The following is a 13,092-nucleotide window of genomic DNA, read 5'->3' on the forward strand; positions in this document are numbered from 1 at the left end:
TCACAGAAAGAAGGCTAGGAAGTGTATTTTGTATTTGGGCACTTAAAATACATGGAGTCAGTAGTGCAACCGATCTTTCTGATTTTTTGAAATCAGGAGGATATATATGAAAAAAATATTTGCATATTTAAATATAATATTGTTATTCACTTCAATAGTCATAAATCCATTAAATGTTTATGGTGAACAAGTTGAAATACAAGAGGTTTTAACGGCAACAGAGGAAGAAAAAACAGAAGAAGATAAAACTAAAGTGGAAGAAGATACAAAAGAAGAGAGTGTGATAGAAGAAAAAGAAGTAGTAAAAGAAGAAAAAACAGAAGAAGATAGTACTAAAGTAGAAGAAGAGAGAAAAGAAGAAAATGTGATAGAAGAAAAAGAAGTAGTAGAAGAAAAAACAGAAGAAGATAGATCTAAAGCGGAAGAAGATACAAAAGAAGAAAATGTGATAGAAGAAAAAGAAGTAGAGGAAGAAAAAATAGAAGAAGATAAAACTAAAGTGGAAGAAGAGACAAAAGAAGAAAATGCTATGGAAGAAAAAGAAGTAGAGGAAGAAAAAATAGAAGAAGATAGTGCTAAAGTGGAAGAAGAGACAAAAGAAGAAAATGTTATGGAAGAAAAAGAAGTAGTAGAAGAAGAAAAAACAGAAGAAGAAAAAACTAAAGTAGAAGAAGAGATAAAAGAAGAAAATGTTATGGAAGAAAAAGAAGTAATAGAAGAAGAAAAAACAGAAGAAGATAAAACTAAAGTAGAAGAAGAGATAAAAGAAGAAAATGCGATAGAAGAAGAAAAACAAGTAGTAGATGAAGATGTTGTAGAATTACCTCAAGAAGAGTTAATTGAGGAAAGAATAGAAGAACCTATAGAAATAATAGAGAAACCTATAAAAACAGAAAAAAAAGAGATTGAAAATTTATGGGAACATATGAAAATGGAAATGACATCAAAAATAATAGAAAAAGACTATATTCAAATAAAAGTAATGTATACATATGATGGAGAGGTACCAACTAAACAAATATTAGTTGAAGATGATTTTTTTGGTCAAACTTGTCTCAATTGTAATGAAAGTGAATTTTATGGAGAATCAATAAAAGATATAGAAATAAATGAAATTCCACAATATATAGATGTAAAAGCATTTTATGAGGAAGAAATTCAAAAAGAGAATGCAAAAGAAGAAGTAGCAAATGAATCTCAAGAAGAAGTTGAGAAAGAAGATACAAAACAAGAGCTAAAAGAAGAAGTAAAAGAGGAAATAAAGGAAGAGAATAAAGAAGTAGTAAATGAATCTCAAGAAGAAGTTGAGAAAGAAGATACAAAACAAGAGGTAAAAGAGGAAATAAAGGAAGAGAATAAAGACGTAGTAAATGAATCTCAAGAAGAAGTTGAGAAAGAAGATACAAAACAAGAGGTAAAAGAGGAAATAAAGGAGGAGAATAAAGACGTAGTAAATGAATCTCAAGAAGAAGTTGAAAAAGAGGATACAAAACAAGAAGTAAAAGAAGAAATAAAGGAAGAGAATAAAGAAGTAGTAAATGAATCTAAAGAAGAAGTTGAAAAAGAGGATACAAAACAAGAAGTAAAAGAAGAAATAAAGGAAGAGAATAAAGAATAAATTAGGCAAGCGTAAAGCTTGCCTAATTCATTAGGAGGAAAAGAATTGAAAAAGTCATTAGGTATAATTTTTATAATTTTAGGAATAATTATAGTCTCTTATCCTCATGTGAAAACAAATAGAAATGAGAAAATTCAACGTAAAATAGTAGAATCGGTACAAGGAGTATATGAAGAAAAAAAAGATATAAAACAAGAAGTTGATTTGCCTAAACTTGAAAATAATAATGTTACAGACATTTTAAAAATAGAAAAAATAGATATAACACTACCGATATTGGAAGATGCTACAAAACAAAATCTAAACATAGCTCCTTGCAGAATTTTAGAAACTGAAAAACCGGGAGAAATAGGGAATTGTGCAATTGCAGGACATAGAAGTTATACTTATGGAAAACAGTTTAATAGATTAGATGAAATAGAATTAGGAGATAAAATACAAGTACTTTCAAAAGGGAAAAATTATATTTACACTGTAAATAGTAAATTTATAGTAAAACCAGAAGATGTATGGGTATTGGAAGGTAATGGTAAGGATAAAATGATAACGTTAATAACATGCACTCCTATAAGAGTAGGAACACATAGACTAATAATACAAGGTATTATAGAGGAGGAAGTGAATTAATCTAATATTATTTTATTAAAAGATACAAAAAACGATAAAATGTGATAAAATAGTATGGTTGACTATTAGAAGGAGAGATGAAAATGAATAAAAAGAACCAACCATATATTTTAGTATTTGGAGCTTCTGTTGTTGATATATTTGGGTTTTGTAGTTCGTGCTATAAACCATATAATTCTACACCTGGAAATATAAAGATATCGTTTGGAGGGGTATGTAGAAATATTGCGGAGAATATGGCTAGGGTAGGTGTGAATACAAAATTTATATCTATATTAGGTGATGATGCAAAAGGGCGTAGTATGATGGAACACTCAAAAAGTATAGGATATGATATGAGTGAATCTTTAGTACTTGAGAATGAAGGAACACCTACTTATATGGCTATTTTAAATGAAAATGGAGAAATGGTATCTGGAATTGCAGATATGAAAGTTATCGATAAAATGGATTTTGCATTCATTGATTCTAAAGAAGAGATTATAAATAATTCTGAGTATATTTGCTTAGATGCAGACGATCCTGAAAAACTTGAATATATACTTAATAAATTTAGAGGTAAAACAAAGTTTATACTAGATCCTATATCTGCTGCTAAAGCTGAAAACATAAAACATTTGATAAAGCATTTTCATACAATAAAGCCTAATAGACATGAAGCGGAAATTTTGGCTGGATTTAAAATAAAAAATGATCAAGATTTAAAAAAAGCAGGAGATTATTTTTTATCGCTTGGAATAGAGAATATATTTATAAGTCTTGATGCAGAGGGAATTTATTATTGTAATAAATATCAATCTGGAAGAATTAAAGCTCATAATGTTGAAGTAAATAATGTCACTGGAGCTGGAGATTCTTTTGTAGCAGGTCTTGGATATGGATATATGAATAATATGCCTATGGAAGAAATGGTTAAATTTGCTATAGCTATGTCTATAATAACTATTTCTCATGAAGAAACTATTCATCCTGAAATGAGAAAAGAACTAGTGGAAGAGGTAATTGCAAATACGAACTGGGAAAAAATACAATAATAACACAGAAAATTCGCAAAAATACAAAAAAATATAAAAAAACACAAAAAAATATGTAAAAAATGCGTGAAAACGGTTGCAAGTCATATTTTATTATGTTATTATGTGTTTATAAGATAAATAAAAGTTAATATTTTTTAATAACTTTGTGTGTTACTAACTAGATTAGGCATGAGCAAAAGTTATAGATATTATTGTTTTAGGCAATAATATTTTATGACTTTGCTTATGCCTTTTTATTTTGTAATGTAATATACAGAGCAATCATTTTTATTATTAAAGAAAAAAAATAAGAGAGGAGAAATAATTATGAAAAAAATATTCGGAATTTTACAACAAATTGGTAAAGCTTTAATGCTTCCGGTTGCAATATTACCTGCAGCAGGAATACTTCTTGGTTTTGGTAATGCTTTTCAAAATCCAGCTACATTAGCTAAATTACCATTTTTAGGAGCTCCTGTAATACAGTATATTGCTAAAATTATGGAGCAAGCAGGTGGAGTTGTATTTGGAAATCTTGCTTTATTATTTGCAGTAGGTGTAGCAGTAGGACTTGCTGATGGAGAAGGTGTTGCAGCAATTGCAGCGGTTATAGGATATTTAATAATGAATGTTACTATGGGAACTGCAAAAGGTATTACAGCTGATATGGTAGGAAACAGCCCAGCTTATGCAAGTGTTTTAGGTATACCAACACTTCAAACAGGAGTATTTGGTGGTATTATAATTGGGGTATTAGCAGCAAGTATGTATAAAAAATACTACAACATGGAGCTGCCTCCTTATTTAGGATTCTTTGCAGGAAAAAGATTCGTTCCAATTATAACAGCGGTATCATCTTTAATATTAGGAATTATAATGATATTTGCATGGCCTCCAGTTCAAAATGGACTTAACTGGTTCTCTCATAGTATGATAGATGCAAATAGAACTTTAGCAGCATTTATATTTGGAGTAATAGAAAGATCATTAATACCATTTGGTCTTCATCATATATTCTATTCACCATTCTGGTTTGAGTTTGGAGAATATGTAAATAAAGCAGGAGAACTTGTTAGAGGAGATAACTCAATATTCTTTGCTCAATTAAAAGATGGTGTAGATTTAACAGCAGGTACATTTATGACTGGTAAATTCCCGTTCATGATGTTTGGACTTCCAGCAGCAGCACTTGCTATGTATCATGAAGCAAAACCTGAAAAGAAAGCTTTAGTTGGAGGTATAATGGCATCAGCAGCTCTTACATCTTTCTTAACAGGTATTACAGAACCAATAGAATTTACATTCTTATTCGTAGCACCAATTTTATACGGAATTCACTGTATATTTGCAGGATTATCATTTATGTTAATGCATATACTAGGTGTTAAAATAGGTATGACGTTCTCTGGTGGAGTTATAGACTTCTTATTATTTGGAGTTCTTCAAGGTAAAACTGCTTGGTGGTTAGTTATTTTAGTAGGATTAGCTTTTGCACCAATTTATTACTTTGGATTTAGATTTGCAATTAGGAAGTTTAACTTAAAAACTCCTGGTAGAGAAGATGAAGAAGATGTAGTAGAAACTAAGAATACTAAGGGAGCAGAGCTAGCTCAAGGAATATTAAAAGCTTTAGGTGGAAAAGAAAACGTAGCGAAGTTAGATGCTTGTATAACAAGACTTAGAATAAGTGTTAATGATATTAAAAATGTAGATAAAGATGAATTAAAAGCCTTAGGAGCGTCTGGAGTTCTTGAAGTAGGTAATAACTTACAAGCTATATTTGGACCAAGATCAGAGACTTTAAAAGGTCAAATAAAGGATATAATGAAAGGTAAGACTCCTGTAATAGAAGAAGTAGAAAAGAAGACTGTAGCTAAGGATTCAAGCAAAAAATTAAATTTTGTATCTCCTTTAAATGGTAAAGTATTAGATATAAAAGATGTACCTGATAAGGTATTTTCTGAAAAAATAATGGGAGATGGATTTGCTATAGAACCTACAGATGGAGAAGTAGTATCTCCTGTAAATGGAGTTATAACTACATTCTTTAAAACAAAGCATGCAATAGGGTTTACTGCAGATAATGGACAAGAAGTATTAGTTCACTTTGGAATAGACACAGTGAATTTAAATGGAGAAGGATTTGAAGCTTTAGCTAAAGAAGGGGACAAAGTTAAAGCAGGTCAACTGGTTCTTAAGGTTGATTTAGAAACAGTTAAAAAAGCAGTACCATCACTTATAACTCCTATAGTATTTACTAATCTTGATGAAGGACAAAAAGTAAATGCTAAAACAGGAAAAACTGTTAAAACTGGAGATGAAAATATAGTAAGTGTAAAATAATAAAAAAGATTTGGATAAAAAAAGGCTACTGCTTAAGCAGTAGCCTTTATTCTTTTACAGAAAACCAATGGGTTACATTTTTTTCGCTAGATGGATTTTTGTAAGTATGAGGTGTGAATTTACTAATGTAGATACTATCTCCAGCATTTAATAAATAAGTATCATTTTCTATTTGTATCTCTAAACTTCCGGTTATAACGATACCTAGCTCGTCGTAGTTATGTCCCCATGAGACATCACTAGATTCACTATTTCCGTCTATTGTTATAGCTATTGAATTTAAGTTCTTATTTCCGTTAGTCAGCATTTCGAATTTTATATTATGGTCTTCAGTTGTAAAAATTTCTTTTCTTTCATCTTTTCTAACTATAAAATCTTTTTCGCTAGAAGATTTTAAGATGTCCATTAAGTTTATTCCTAGTACTTCACATATATGCTGAAGGTTGCTAACAGAGGGGCTATTTAGATTTCTTTCTAGATTACTTATAAATCCTATTGATAGATTTGTAAGATTGGATAATTCTTTTATTGTTAATCCTTTTCTCTTTCTAAAATGTTTTATTTTTGCTCCTAATTCCATAACTCTCTCCTCACATAATAATCATTTAATAAATTATAACATAAAAAATATAATTTATTTAAATAAATTATATTTTTTATGTCGTATCTAAGAATTGGAAAAAAATAAAAAAATGAAAAAAGAAATAAAAAAATGAAAAAACTTTGCTAATTATGAAAAGGAATAAGGTTTAATTTGTTGTAAAATATATAAAATATTGAATTTGACATTGAAAATATAGTATATAAACAGGATAATATAGTGGAAAGTGTAATTTTATTAAAAATAAAAGTTTAAAAAAGTGAATAAAATAATAAAAAAATGAAAAAAACTATAGACATTATTCTGAAATTTGGTATACTAAGAAATGTATTTAAAATACAAATGCGAAAAATATTTATAAAATAAATTATAAATAATGAGTTTATAAAATTTCGGGAGGTAAATTAATGGAGTTAGTTAAAGGTACGATGTTGTTATTATTTTGTTTATCACTTTTTACTTTATTTAGTTTAAAGATGCCAAAGGGAATGAAGGCTATGGGAGCATTAGCAGATGCTGCGGTAGCTAGTTTTTTAGTGGAAGCTTTTCAAAGCTATGTGGGTGGAGATATGTTACATATTCAATTATTAAAAGATACGGGGTTAGCTGCTGGAGGTATGGGTGGAGCAGCGGCAGGTATTTTAGTACCTCTGGCTTTGGGTGTTAGCCCTGTTTATGCAGTACTAATAGGATGTGCTTGTGCTGGAATGGGTATATTACCTGGATTTGTAGCGGGTTACATACTTTCGTTTATAGTTCCCAAAATAGAAAAGAAGGTACCTGCAGGATTAGATTTAATAGTGTGTGTTGCTTTTGTAGCACCTCTTGCTAGATTAATAGCTACTGCTGCTGATCCTATAGTAACTTCTACACTACTTAATATAGGTGGAATAGTAACTTCGGCGGCTAATGGAAACCCTATGACTATGGGATTTATACTAGGAGGAGTTATAACTATTGTTGCAACAGCACCACTTAGCTCCATGGCATTAACTGCAATGCTTGGGCTTACAGGTCTACCGATGGCTATAGGAGCTTTATCTGTTATGGGATCATCTTTTATGAATTTTGTATTCTTTGATAGAATGAAGTTTGGAGATAGAAGTACAACTATATCGGTTGCTATAGAGCCTCTAACTCAAGCGGATGTAATATCTGCAAATCCTATACCGGTTTATGTGACTAACTTTGTAGGTGGCGGTCTGGCAGGTATGATAGTTTCTTCATTTGGATTAGTAAACAATGCACCTGGAACTGCAACTCCAATAGCTGGTCTTATGGTGATGTATGGATTCAATGATCCTAAGACTGTTACTATAGCAGCTGCACTTTGTGCACTTGCTGGAGCACTAGCTGGTTTAATTGGTTCTATAGTATTTAAAAACTATAAGATAAGAACTGTTGCAGAAATAAGAGGAGAAGTTAGTACAGAAGAAAAAGCTGCATAGCATAGAGTGAAACAAAAAAGACAAAGCTAATTGGCATTGTCTTTTTTGTTTTGTTTAAAGTATAATAGTGTATGACTAAATCTAATATTGAAAACTCCATTTCAATTGAGGTTGATTTCACTATAAAAATAGGAGGCATATATGAATAAAACGAAAAAAATGGTGTTTATGTCTATACTAGTAGCTCAAAGTTTAGCTATGTATATAATAGAGACTTACATGAGTAATCCGCTTGTATTTATAGCACCTGGCGCAAAACTTGGGCTTTCTAATATAATTACTTTAATATCTTTGATTTTTTTAGGATTTAAAGATACGTTTGTAATATTGACTGCTAGGATAATAATATCTTCTATATTTGGAGGAGGATTTTCTGCGTTCTTATACAGTATAGCTGGAGGGATATTGAGTTTATTATCTATGGATATATTAGCTAAGTTTAACAAAAAAGAATCTAGTTTAATAGGTATAAGTGTAATAGGGGCTATGTTTCATAATATAGGGCAATTAATAATGGCATCTATAATAATACATAATATAGGTATATTTATATATCTGCCTATACTTTTATTAACATCTATTCCTACTGGTTTGTTTATTGGGTTTGTATGTAGATATCTTGTAAAAAACAAAAATATATATAAATCTATGAATATAAAAAATAGAGAGTATACTATTACAAAACCTAAAAAACTAGACTATTTAATATTAGTATCAGTTTTGATTTTAAGTGTATCTACATTCTATTTTACTAATATGGACAGTGGAGATACGGGATATAAAAGAGTTCAAGTGGTTGTAGATAATAAGGTTTATGAAGATGTTGTTATAACTGATGATGATTATAAAAAAACAATAAAAATTGAAACGGAAGAAGGATATAATTATATTCATATACACGATGGAGGAGTAGAAATCACAGAAGCTGATTGTTATGATGAGGTTTGTGTTAAAACTGGTTTTATAGATAGAAAGGGACAGATAATAGCATGTCTTCCTCATAAGATGTATGTTAAAATTTTGGGGGAAGATTCACAAGTAGATAATGTATCTTATTGATTTTATATAAATATTGAAGCATGCATTATATTTTAAATTATTCTAAAAAATGAATAATTATCGTGTTATATATTGACATATATTCTATTTCTTTGATAGAATCATAGCATAAAGAGTTTAAATATGCTGAAATAAGTGGTGATATGGGAATGAAAGAAAAATTAGAGGAATTAAAAAGAGATATAGAGGAATTAAGGGAAGAAATAAATAGATATATAGAATATCCCGATATTTTTAAAGAAGAAATACTGAGCACGAGTCAGAAAATAGATATATGTATAAATGAGTATTTGAAACTACAGAAATTTTAAATGAAAAGAAGCGATGAATATCGCTTCTTTTTATTTTTTAAGAAATTATATCATTTTATTTTGTGGGTAACTTATAAAAAAGCTGTACTTGCAACTATTTTTAAGCAACCGAGTTGCTAGACTTGTTGGCGGTATGAATCAGCGCGGTAGCGAGTAGACGAATTTTTGTTTGTAGAGAAAGTATATAGATTATTATATATGGAGATAATTTAAATATTAATCAACAGATATGAATTAAGGAGAATGGTATGATTAGGTTTATAAATTCCATATTGATAATAATGTTTAGTTATTTATTTGTAAGAGCTGTAAAGTATATAACTAAAAAAGTATTTGACATAACTAAATTTGATGTTCAAAGAGAAAATACATTTAAGAGTATAATAGTATCTATATCTTATTATTTGTCATTTTCTGTGGCTTGTGTACTGGTATTAAAAGAATTTGGTATAATTGATTTAAATCAATCCACTATACTAACTGGAGCTGGTATATTTGGAGTTATAGCAGGGTTTGCATCTCAAAGTATTATAAAGGATGTACTTAATGGTTTTTTTATATTATTTGAAAAACAGATAAAGGTTGGAGATTTTGTTTACATAAATGAAAGTTTCAGAGGAACTGTAGAGGAAATCGGTCTTAGAACTACTAGTATAAGGGATTGGAATTTGAGAAGAATAAGTATTCCTAATGGTGAAATAAAATCTATTATGAATTATAGTAGAAAAAAAATGAGAGTAATAGTTCATGTAAGGGTGTCTTATGAATGTGATCCTGATTTTGTTATGCAGACTTTAGAGGAAGTATGCGAAGCGTTGAATGACAAATATAAAGAGTTTTTAATTAAGAACATAATGAATGAACCATCAAGACCGTTTTCTGTATATGGAGTAACAGACATAGAATCTAGTAGTGTAGGTGCTAAGTACACTATTACCGGTGTTGTAGCTTCTTTTAAGTATTTTTCTATATCTAAGAATGCTAGGTTAATGATTTTGGTTAAATTCAGAGAAAAGGGAATTAAAGTAGCTTATCCTAAGAGAGTTAATATTGATGCGGATGAATATGAAAGTTATATATAGATATAAAAAAATCAGATGGAGGCTTATTCCATCTGATTTTTTATAACGAATAGGAAATTATATTCCTTTTTAAGTTGTGGATAAATATAATTTTCCTTATGAGTTTCAAAAAAGTTTACATTTAAGATTCTTCTAAAGAAGAACTTTTTTACTCTGAGTGAAGACTATTATCCTGTGCGTAAAAAGTACCTGAAGTTTCTTTTTTTATTATCTTTTGAAGATTTTTTATTTCTAAGAAAGTTTGAGGGTGAGCATTTTTTAGTATAGATATTTCTCCTTCTCCTTTTGAATGTAAACAGTCAGTAAGATATTTTCGTTTTTGATCTAACTCTGATATCTCATTCGTGAGTTTCTCGTGTATATTATTGTAGTATTCATATTCATGGGTTTTTATCAATTCTTCAGTGGTTTCAACTGTATTTTCGAAAACTTCCATTTCTTTTTTATTTTTTTCCATTTCTAATAAGCAACTGCTATATTTTATTAGAAGTTCATCTAATTCCTTTTTTATTTGTTTTCTATCAAAGCCTTTGACGTTTACTATTGTTTTTCGCTCTGAAGAGTTTCCGATTGCACCTGTTACTACTTTTGCATATGCACTAATTTTTCCGCCTATTATTTTTCCTTTTTCAGGATTCAAAAGGATGCTTTTAGATTCAAGGATACTATCTAAAGAATAAAATCCAATATTTATAGTATCTTCAGCTATTATAGTACATGAATTAGCATATTTAACAAAAACACTTTTTTTAGAGTGGATTAAAGTTTTTCCCTTTCCGCAAACTCCGCCTTTTACATATATATCTCCATTTGTTGATACTATCTTTTCGGCAGCTCCTATTCCCATTATGCTGTCTATAGAAATATCTTCTGTTGCTATAACTTTAAAATCATCGCAAACGGTTCCTTTGACTGTTACTGATCCATCGAAAAAAATATTACCTGTTTCATAGCCTACATCTCCATCTATTACTAGATGTTTTATAACGGATACTTTTCCTTGATTGTGAGAAAGAGCACCGGCAGTCAAGGCTCTTAATATTATTTTGTTATCTTCTTTAAATTCTCCTACTGTTTTTCTATCGTAACTTAATCTTTTATTTTTTCCAGGCTTTGCTGGTATTGCATCTCCTTTTATATTTAAACCATCAACACCTTTGGTTAAAGGTATCTTTTCTCCTAAATAATCGTGCTTATTTACTTCGAGGATTAGATTCATTTCGTAATAATTAGTTGAACCATCTTCTCGCATATTTGGTTTTTTATCTGGTAAATCTAGATATTTTATTATAGCATCTTGCCCGTTTTTTGATGGTGTTGCTTTTGCTATTAATATATTTTCTTGTGTTTTTATATCTTCATCAAGTGCAGTGTGAATTATTCCGTGTACTATATTGTTTGAGTCAAGCTCTGATAATATAGAATCGATTATTTGTTGTTTATTATTTTTAAATTCATCATTTGAAATATTTAACTTGAAATATGCTTCTGTATTATCTTTAGATATACTCAATTCTATTTTTGGTTTTAATATACCTATTTCCACATTGTCGTCTGAAATCTTCTCTAAAGCATTTTTAAGATTTAAAAAATACTTTATACTGATTTGAGGATGAGAGGTTGATAAATTAGAAAAGTTTGCAATATCATATCCTTCTTTCTTTGTTTTTATATAAAGTTTTTCTTTATCTTCGAAAATATCAAAAAATTCATTTTGTATTATGTACATAAATCACCTCGGATTAATTTGGGCATATATATATATATCGGTAATAAAACCTGTATATTTAATGAAATATAACATTTTATATATTAAATATAACACTTTTTAGAAAATAATAAAAATAAAAAAATTTCGATTACACATATTGTAAAAAAAGAAAAAATGTGTTAGTATAATAATATGAAAACTTAAGAGAATGTACAGGTCCTTATTTTAAGGATAACAGGGAAGAACGGTTAGAATCCGTCACAGCCCCCGCTACTGTAATTGAGGATGAAACCTATAAAACCACTGCTAATTATTTTGCGGGAAGGATAGGGAGTAAGATGAATCATGAGTCAGGAGACCTACCTGTATAGAGTTTTCAGCCTTCGGAGGGAAGGGCCAGGAAAAAAGAGATTATTCCTGTCCTAGTACGTCGCTTAGGCAGGTTTTTTATATATTTTTCTTTCCCTAAATATTTTTTTTCGCCCCAGGCCTGTAAAAGGCCTGTTTTTTTTTGATATATATATTTTTAAGTGGTAATATAATAAAAAAAGAGGTGATTTGATGACACATAAAGAAATGATATTTAGGTTATTGTTTGCTCTTTTTATAGGGGGCGTAGTTGGTTTTGAAAGAGAAAAATCTAACCAATGGGCGGGCTTTAGAACGCATATATTGGTTTCTATAGGTTCTTGTGTTGTTGCTGTTACATCTTTGATGTTATTTAAAGAATATATACAATATGTAAATTTGGATCCTGCTAGGATGCCAGCTCAAGTTTTATCCGGTATTGGATTTTTAGGAGCAGGAGCAATACTTAAAACGAAAGATAGCATAAGAGGACTCACTACTGCCGCAGGTATTTGGGTTACTGCTTGTATAGGTATAGCTATTGGGTTTGGATATTATTATTTAGCATTTGTATCTTGTTTTTTGCTTATTATGACATTGTATACTTTGAAATTTATAGATAAGAGAATATTACTTAGTAAAACTAGTACCTTGTATATTAATACAAAAAACATTTCAAATATAACATCGAAAGTTATAGAAATACTAGAAAGTAATAAGATTTTTATAAAGAATATAGATATATCTCATGATGAATATAAGTGTTGGGATATGAAAATAGTTGTAGTGTATAATAGTAAGATAGAGTTTAAAGAAATTGTAAAGAGTATTTTGGATTTGGATGATGTTATAAAAATTGAATATGAATAGAGAATATCTATTTACAAAAATCTACAAAAAAATACAATTAGATTAATTCTACAATTAA

Annotated in this window: 11 protein-coding genes and 2 riboswitches; of the genes, 9 read left to right on the plus strand and 2 right to left on the minus strand. The window is 29.2% G+C overall.

The window, feature by feature from the left end:
• Positions 1–84, plus strand: a riboswitch (cyclic di-GMP riboswitch).
• 22 nt (positions 85–106) lie between these two features.
• The 4 genes from P4S50_RS03705 (at position 107) to ptsG (ending at position 5,604) form a co-directional block, all read left to right on the plus strand.
• Positions 107–1,618, plus strand: a complete 1,512-nt coding sequence (locus tag P4S50_RS03705) for a hypothetical protein (RefSeq protein WP_277733184.1) — start codon at positions 107–109, stop codon at positions 1,616–1,618.
• Positions 1,619–1,663: 45 nt separating this feature from the next.
• Positions 1,664–2,245 carry a class D sortase gene (locus tag P4S50_RS03710; RefSeq protein WP_277733186.1) on the plus strand — a complete coding sequence of 194 codons (582 nt, stop codon included), beginning with the start codon at positions 1,664–1,666 and terminating at the stop codon, positions 2,243–2,245.
• 83 nt (positions 2,246–2,328) lie between these two features.
• Positions 2,329–3,279 (plus strand): carbohydrate kinase family protein, encoded by a 951-nt coding sequence (locus tag P4S50_RS03715; protein WP_277733188.1) that lies wholly within the window; start codon positions 2,329–2,331, stop codon positions 3,277–3,279.
• Between the two features lie 309 nt (positions 3,280–3,588).
• Entirely contained in the window at positions 3,589–5,604 is a 2,016-nt protein-coding gene (gene ptsG, locus P4S50_RS03720) for a glucose-specific PTS transporter subunit IIBC (RefSeq protein ID WP_331489693.1), read from the plus strand.
• Between the two features lie 46 nt (positions 5,605–5,650).
• Here ptsG and P4S50_RS03725 read toward each other — a convergent pair whose 3' ends face one another.
• Positions 5,651–6,184: a helix-turn-helix domain-containing protein gene (locus P4S50_RS03725; protein WP_277733189.1), complete on the minus strand. Its 534-nt coding sequence runs from the start codon at positions 6,182–6,184 to the stop codon at positions 5,651–5,653.
• Positions 6,185–6,612: 428 nt separating this feature from the next.
• On the opposite strand from P4S50_RS03725, the gene P4S50_RS03730 reads away from it, so the two are divergent.
• From P4S50_RS03730 to P4S50_RS03750, 4 genes are all read left to right on the plus strand, one after another.
• On the plus strand, positions 6,613–7,653 hold the full coding sequence (locus tag P4S50_RS03730; protein ID WP_277733190.1) for a PTS sugar transporter subunit IIC: 1,041 nt from the start codon (positions 6,613–6,615) through the stop codon (positions 7,651–7,653).
• A gap of 141 nt (positions 7,654–7,794) precedes the next feature.
• The gene (locus P4S50_RS20235) at positions 7,795–8,712 is read left to right on the plus strand and encodes a Gx transporter family protein (RefSeq protein ID WP_319023198.1); all 918 of its coding nucleotides are present in this window, start codon (positions 7,795–7,797) and stop codon (positions 8,710–8,712) included.
• Between the two features lie 149 nt (positions 8,713–8,861).
• Positions 8,862–9,023, plus strand: coding sequence for an aspartyl-phosphate phosphatase Spo0E family protein (locus P4S50_RS03745; protein WP_277733192.1), 162 nt, complete (start codon positions 8,862–8,864; stop codon positions 9,021–9,023).
• A gap of 248 nt (positions 9,024–9,271) precedes the next feature.
• Positions 9,272–10,105 (plus strand): mechanosensitive ion channel family protein, encoded by an 834-nt coding sequence (locus P4S50_RS03750; protein ID WP_277733194.1) that lies wholly within the window; start codon positions 9,272–9,274, stop codon positions 10,103–10,105.
• Between the two features lie 148 nt (positions 10,106–10,253).
• Here the strand turns inward: P4S50_RS03750 and P4S50_RS03755 are convergent, their stop codons facing one another.
• Positions 10,254–11,834, minus strand: a complete 1,581-nt coding sequence (locus tag P4S50_RS03755; RefSeq protein ID WP_277733196.1) for a DUF342 domain-containing protein — start codon at positions 11,832–11,834, stop codon at positions 10,254–10,256.
• Between the two features lie 179 nt (positions 11,835–12,013).
• Positions 12,014–12,197, plus strand: a riboswitch (cobalamin riboswitch).
• A gap of 180 nt (positions 12,198–12,377) precedes the next feature.
• Between P4S50_RS03755 and P4S50_RS03760 the strand changes: the two genes are divergently transcribed.
• Positions 12,378–13,034 carry an MgtC/SapB family protein gene (locus tag P4S50_RS03760; RefSeq protein WP_277733197.1) on the plus strand — a complete coding sequence of 219 codons (657 nt, stop codon included), beginning with the start codon at positions 12,378–12,380 and terminating at the stop codon, positions 13,032–13,034.
• The last annotated feature ends 58 nt before the right edge of the window (positions 13,035–13,092 follow it).

The sequence above is a fragment of the Tepidibacter hydrothermalis genome (assembly GCF_029542625.1).
Taxonomy (GTDB): Bacteria; Bacillota; Clostridia; order Peptostreptococcales; family Peptostreptococcaceae; genus Tepidibacter_A; species Tepidibacter_A hydrothermalis.